General features: G+C 44.5%; 5 protein-coding genes. 2 read left to right on the forward strand and 3 right to left on the reverse strand.

Features of this window, described 5'->3' with window-relative positions; genetic code table 11:
- The coding region (locus Q0C19_RS10395) for a protein-disulfide reductase DsbD domain-containing protein (protein WP_295055742.1) at positions 1 to 1,158 on the reverse strand (1,158 nt) is incomplete at its 3' end.
- A 138-nt stretch (positions 1,159 to 1,296) separates the two neighbouring features.
- Here Q0C19_RS10395 and Q0C19_RS10400 point away from each other — a divergent pair.
- Positions 1,297 to 3,213, forward strand: coding sequence for a thioredoxin domain-containing protein (locus tag Q0C19_RS10400; protein ID WP_295055744.1), 1,917 nt, complete (start codon positions 1,297 to 1,299; stop codon positions 3,211 to 3,213).
- Positions 3,214 to 3,235: 22 nt separating this feature from the next.
- A complete protein-coding gene (gene ppk2, locus Q0C19_RS10405; protein WP_295055746.1) occupies positions 3,236 to 4,171 on the forward strand; it encodes a polyphosphate kinase 2 in 936 nt (311 codons plus the stop codon).
- A gap of 10 nt (positions 4,172 to 4,181) precedes the next feature.
- On the opposite strand, the gene thrC is transcribed toward ppk2, so the two are convergent.
- Together thrC and Q0C19_RS10415 are read right to left on the reverse strand one after the other, a co-directional pair.
- Positions 4,182 to 5,651 carry a threonine synthase gene (gene thrC, locus Q0C19_RS10410; protein ID WP_295055748.1) on the reverse strand — a complete coding sequence of 490 codons (1,470 nt, stop codon included), beginning with the start codon at positions 5,649 to 5,651 and terminating at the stop codon, positions 4,182 to 4,184.
- Positions 5,652 to 5,757: 106 nt separating this feature from the next.
- The coding region (locus Q0C19_RS10415; protein ID WP_295055750.1) for a tetratricopeptide repeat protein at positions 5,758 to 6,079 on the reverse strand (322 nt) is incomplete at its 5' end.

The following is a 6,079-nucleotide window of genomic DNA, read 5'->3' on the forward strand; positions in this document are numbered from 1 at the left end:
TTTGATATTATCCATCCATACACCGGGTTTCGGCATAAATTTCCCGGCACTCGTTCCGATAGCAATCAGAGGCAAGCCCATACCGATACTGAGGGAGAAGAGAGCAACTCCTCCCAACAAAGCATCGCCCGTCTGCCCGATGTAAATCAGTGCCCCTGCCAACGGTGCGGCGACACACGGTCCGACAATCAAAGCCGATAAAAATCCCATAATAGCAATACCGACGATGCCGCTTCGCGATCCGCTGATCTGAGTAATACGAGATTGATTCGCATTGGGAATTTGAAGTTCAAACAGATCAAACATCGACATCGCCAATAGTACAAAGATCAGGGCAAAGAGGGTAATAATCCACGGCGTTTGAAATGCCGCCTGAAGGTTGGCTCCGAACAATCCTGCCAAAATTCCTGCAATCGTATAGGCAACCGCCATGGAGAGGACATAGACGACGGAGAGCCAAAATGCCCGCTTCGTTCCCAAACCGGCTCCTTGCGCCATAATGACCGAAGAGATAATCGGGATCATCGGAAATACGCACGGCGTCAACGCCAACAAAAGACCGAATCCGAAGAAGCTGAGGATAATAAACCAAAGACTTCCCCCTTTGATAACGCCGGCGATTTGATCGGTTTCCGATTTTTTCTCTACCGGTGCGACTGTAACATTTTTTTCAATGACGTTCAAAACCGGAACATTTGTTGCCGGGGCTTTGATAATCGAAGGGCCCGCAGGCTGCGGCATCGGAATTTTATCGGTATTAACACTCACTTCCAAAGTTGTCTCTATCGGCTCATAGCACAATCCGGCCGATGAACACCCCTGATAAGAGAGTTTCACTTTTATCTTCTTTTCACCGCTCAGTTCTTTGGTTTTCACCAAAACGATACGAACGGCGGGTGAAGACTCATACACCTTCTCCCCATCCAGTTCCGTCGAATCCGCCATCGTGAGTGTTTGAAAATCGATCCCGTCATTTTTATCCGCATCTTCCACTTTTAGCTTATCGGCGTAAATATGGATTTGATCCCCCATCGTTATCTCTACACCGAGGGTTTTGGAATCTACCATTTTGGCAGAGGGTTTAAAGGCCTCTTCCGGTTGTAAAAATCCGACGCCCCAGACATTCAAAGAAATGAGTAAAAACAATAGCCAATGCATAAAAAAACCTCGTATAAATTTCTCTCCTATTTTACCGCATTTTATTGATACAAAACCCATAGAGAAACATTGTTAATATTTTTCAGGTTACCTATAGCCTGAAATGCTACACTACCCCAATTTTATACGGAGGTTCTTATGTCCAACCATCTCGCACATGAAGATTCCCCTTATCTTCAACAGCACAAAGAGAATCCTGTTGATTGGTACCCGTGGTGTGATGAAGCATTTGAAAGGGCTCACAACGAGCATAAAGCGATCTTTATCTCCATCGGTTACAGCAGCTGCCATTGGTGCCACGTTATGGAGCATGAGGTATTTGAAAACACCGAAATTGCCCAATTTGTCAATCAGCACTTTATCTGTATCAAAGTGGATCGTGAAGAGCGCCCCGATATCGACAAACATTACCAAGAACTCCATAATCTCCTCAACCGCCGAAGCGGAGGATGGCCTCTCTCCATATTCTGTACTCCCGAAAACAAACCTTTCTACGCCGCCACCTATATTCCCCCCTATAATCGGGAACGGATGATGGGCTTTAGCGAGTTGACGGCTATCATTGCCGAAAAAGTGGGACAAAATGATGAAAAACTGTTTCAAAACGCCGACGAAATCACCGCGTTTATGCGGCCGAAAAATGAGAGCGTTCAGGCGAGTGTACTGAATGAGAAAATCATTACCCAATTCATCCTCCAAGCACACCATAACTATGATGAAATCAACGGAGGCTTTTCAAAATCTCCGAAATTCCCCCAAGTTTCGACACTCCAAACTCTTATGAGTCTTGAACGGCTTAAACCCGATAACCAGATAAAAAATATGCTGACGCATACTCTCGATTCTATTGCGCTGGGAGGAGTGTACGATTTGGTTGACGGCGGCTTTTGCCGCTACAGTACCGACGCTGCTTGGCTGGTTCCCCATTTTGAAAAAATGACCTACGATAACGCACTCCTCTGCTCTCTTTTCGCTCAAGCGGGAATCCTTTATCAAAACGGAAACTATATCCGTATTGCCCGTGAGAGTGCCGATTTTATGCTCAATTTTATGATGGAAGATGATCTTTTTTACAGTGCAAGCGATGCCGACAGTGAGGGTGAAGAGGGGAAATATTTTGTCTATACCTATGACGAAATCGTTCAATCTCTCAAAAAGTGCGGTATCGAAGATTTCACCCAAGCCGCCTCAGTAATCGGAGCTTCGGCAGAGGGGAATTTCGAAGGAGATTGCATCATTCGCCTCTCCTCGCTTGAGCGACCCGAATGGTTTGAACCGTTTAAAGAACAGCTGCGCACACTGCGTCAAACGCGCACCTACCCTTTTATCGACCGAAAAGTGATTACGGCATGGAATGCGATGATGATTAAAGCCCTCTTTATGCTCGGAAAAGTGGACACCGCCTATACCATTCAGGCTGTCCGTTCGTTGGAAAAACTCAAAAGCACCATGTTTTTGGACGAACGTCTCAAACACTCCGCCCTTATCCATAAAACGCCCAAAATCGAGGCCTTCTTGGAAGATTACGCCTATCTTTGCAGCGCTTTGATTGACGCGTATCAGTCAACGCTGAATGAGAGTTATCTCGTCGATGCTCAACGTTTTGCCAACAAAGCGCTGGAACTCTTTTACGAAGAGGGAAAATGGTATTTCAGCCGCGGAGCGTTCACGACTGTGGCGGAAATGGATGATGGAACCTATCCGAGCGCATTGGGCGTTATGATCAATGTTTTATTGAATCTGGGGGGCTTGATCGATCCTAAATACAGCCATTTCGGATTTAAAAGCCTCGAATATGTCTCTCTCAATCTAATGAAAACACCGATCTACTATCCCACCCTCACCGCGGAAGTGATCGCCCACCTCAAAGGGCGCCGAATCATCAAAAGCAACTCGCAAAACCTCTTAGCGATCACCACGGCAATGCGCTATCCTTTCCTCCTTCTCAAAAATGATGAAACACTCCAAGAGTTTACGATTTGCGGAGAAAATTCGTGCTTTGCCTCCACAAAGGATGCAGACAAGCTTGATGAATTAATCACTTCAACGTTATAATAAAGAAAATTAGGAGCTATAGATGGGTGCAACAAGAGCAATGGCAAAAACAGAAATCGCAGAAGCTCAAGCGATTGAGGATATTGTTCATGATGACCGACGCAAAACGAAAGAAGAGAACGACGAAGAACGACGAACAAAAAGCAAAGCGGAAGAGAGACTCCCGATATGGGTTAAAAAATCGGTTTTAGAGTATGAAAAAGAGCTAAAAGATCTCCAAATCGAACTCCTCAAACTTCAAAACCATGTCAAAGACGAAGGGCTCAAAATCCTAATGATTTTTGAAGGGCGTGATGCCGCAGGAAAAGGGGGGACGATCAAACGGATCACCGAGCACCTCAATCCGCGCGGTGCACGTGTCGTTGCCCTCGACAAGCCCTCCGACGTCGAAAAAACCCAATGGTACTTTCAACGCTATGCGGAGCACCTTCCCAGTGCCGGAGAGATCGTTTTGTTCGATCGAAGCTGGTACAATCGCGGCGGGGTTGAGCCGGTTATGGGGTTTTGTACCCCCGAAGAGCACCAAGAATTTTTAAATCATGTCAGTGAGTTTGAACGAATGCTCGTCAACTCCGGGATCATCCTCTTTAAATTCTATTTTTCTGTCTCAAAATCAGAGCAGGCACGCCGATTTAAAGAGCGAAAAACCGATCCACTAAAACAGTTCAAACTCTCTCCCGTAGATGCCAAATCACAAGAGATGTGGGACAAATATACAGGGGCAAAACTCTCTATGCTCCGGGCATCCCACACCGGAACCGCACCGTGGATCATTATCCGTTCCGACAACAAGAAGAAAGCTCGCGTCAACTGTATCAAACACATCTTGTCGAGTGTTCTCTACCCATCCAAAAATCCGCCGGATCTAAAAACATCGAAAAAGATTTTGATTTGGGGTGATGAAGAGATCAAACTGATGGAGACGGGGATGTTAGCGAAAGAAATAAAAAAAGGCTAACCCTTAGGGGTTAGAGAAATTTTAAAATCTCAGCTTCGATATTCTCTTTTTCGATAACGATAGATTGCGTGATCGGCTTGGAAAATAGCCCTTTGATCATCGGAGGAATCGGTGTTGAAGCCGTTTTACTGATCGATTCGAGCGCATCAATATCATTCGCATCTTTTTCTCCCGTAAGAGCGTTCGCAATCGTCGGAGAAAATTTCGTCCACTCTGCGGTTGAATAGACGATTGTTTTAAGCGGCTTCGTAGCACAGCAGTCATACGCTTTGAAACAGGTAGCCGTATGCGGATCCATCAAATAGCCATGGTCATAAGCCTCTTTGATATACCCTTTCCCTTCCGCTCCGTTACAGTAATCGGCAGCAAAAAGAGTCTGAAGTTTCATGGTTTCATTATCATTCAACGCATAAAAACGTTCCGCTTCCAATCCCGCCATCAGTTCTTTCGTACGCTCATTTCCGAAAAGATCGAATAAAATGCGTTCAACATTGCTGGAGATCAAAATATCCATTGCCGGAGAGGTTGTCGCGACAACATGTTCACCCCGCAAATCGTAACGACCCGTATTAATCAGACGGGTCAAAACATTATTCTCATTGGATGCGATTATAATCTTCTCAACCGGAAGTCCCATTTTATACGCGTAATATCCGCCAAGGGCATTTCCAAAATTTCCGCTCGGAACATCGAGGTATACTTTTTCACCTAACGTAATGACGTTTTGACGAACCAACTCAAGATAACTGTGGATATGGTAAATGATCTGAAAAATAATCCGTCCGAAGTTCACTGAATTTGCCGCGGAGAGAGAGATATTTTTCGCCTTCAAAGCATCTTTAAAAGTTTGCGATCCCAAAAGCTTTTTCAATGCACTTTGGGCATCGTCGAAATCCCCTTTGATCCCGATGACTTTGAGATTAGCCGCATCTTCGGTCACCATCTGAAGACGCTGAACGTCCGAGGTTCCACCATCAGGATAGAGACACGCTACGCGGACATTCGCTCGGTTTTTAAACGTCTCCAGCGCCGCAGGTCCCGTATCGCCGCTCGTTGCCGCCAGAATCAAATACTCTTCACCCCGTTTTTGGGCAATCGAAGAGAGGACAACGCCGAACGGCTGCAATGCCATATCTTTAAATGCACGGGTAGGTCCGTGATAAAGTTCGCTGACATAGAGATCATCACGAACTTTGACAACCGGCACAGGATTGGTCGGATCGTCAAATTTATCATAAAGCGATAGTGCTTCATCAATCACCGATCCGTCAATATCGATTGCAAGCGTTGTCAATAAATCTTTGGCAAGCTCTTTATATGACGAATTCAGATGTTTCGTAAGAAACGGCTCGCCTAAAGTCGGAAGTTCACTGGGAACATACAAACCGCCAAACGATGCGATAGGACTCATAATCGCCTCTGAAAAAGTCACCTGTTGTGGATGGATTCCGTCGTTTCCGCGTGTTTCAATAAATTTCATTAGATCCGCTTTATAAAATTTTCGTGATTATAACAAAGAGGGTATCAGGGAACGCTTAGAAGGTAAAATGTTACGAAAATAGCTTTTATTTTTAGCACCAAAATATTTATTTAAGATTTTTTATTAGATTATCCATATAGTTTTTTATATTTGCCACATCAGTTTGAATCTTATTGCTTTTCGAATCTTGAAACCTGTCAATTAATTCAGTATAAACGTCTATTTCTTTTAGGCTTTCACCTATTTCACCGTATGTTACACCTTTATTTTTCATTGCCGATGCGACTTGAACTTGAACATTATCAATAGTCGAATTTGCATATCTATTAATAAGCTCGTCATAAACGTCTATGGCTTTTTGGCTTTCACCTATTTCACTGTATGTTACACCTTTATTTTTCATTGCCGATGCAACTTGTTCTTGTATC

This window comes from Sulfuricurvum sp. (assembly GCF_023250475.1).
GTDB lineage: Bacteria > Campylobacterota > Campylobacteria > Campylobacterales > Sulfurimonadaceae > Sulfuricurvum.

What these genes read in the sequence shown, in the direction of transcription:
- Q0C19_RS10400 (WP_295055744.1), top strand. Translation starts at nt 1,297, where the DNA reads ATGTCCAACCATCTCGCACATGAAGATTCCCCTTATCTTCAACAGCAC.
- thrC (WP_295055748.1), bottom strand. Translation starts at nt 5,651, where the DNA reads ATGAAATTTATTGAAACACGCGGAAACGACGGAATCCATCCACAACAG.
- ppk2 (WP_295055746.1), top strand. Translation starts at nt 3,236, where the DNA reads ATGGGTGCAACAAGAGCAATGGCAAAAACAGAAATCGCAGAAGCTCAA.